Below are 504 nucleotides of genomic sequence, written 5' to 3' on the forward strand. Positions count from 1 at the left end.
AAATACTATTAAAAAACTTCCAAAATTAAAAGAACCTTGTATCATTCACTCCGACCAAGGAACAGTTTATCAATCACGTAAAATTCAACAAACCTTAACCAAAAAAGGTTTTTTAATCAGTATGTCGAGAAAAGCTACTCCTCGTGATAACGCCGTCATTGAAAATTTTTTCGGCCAAATGAAAACGATCTTACAACATCAATATCCATTTTTATTTCAAAAATCTCCTGATAAAATGAAAAAATTAATTAATCAATTTCCTCAATTTTGGAATAATCAGTGGATTTTAAGTAAATTAAACTATTCTACTCCATCTCAATATGTTCAAAATCTAAGATAAATTTTTAGTTGAATGAACATAAAATAATATAACCTTGAAAAAGGTTACTTTAGTGCGCTTTTTTTTGAAGAAAAATAGTAAAATTTAAAAAAAAATATCATTTTCTTTCATTTTGTTGACGAGTTTTTCACTTTTTTTACCTAACTATATAGTGTACAGACAAA

1 protein-coding gene is annotated in these 504 nt (G+C 26.0%); it reads left to right on the forward strand.

Annotated features, from left to right (window positions below):
* On the forward strand, positions 1 to 340 hold a 340-nt coding region (locus tag M8044_RS02505; protein WP_323805918.1), incomplete at its 5' end, for an IS3 family transposase.
* Positions 341 to 504: the final 164 nt, after the last annotated feature.

It is taken from the genome of Columbia Basin potato purple top phytoplasma, assembly GCF_028595955.1.
Taxonomy (GTDB): Bacteria; Bacillota_I; Bacilli_A; order Acholeplasmatales; family Acholeplasmataceae; genus Phytoplasma.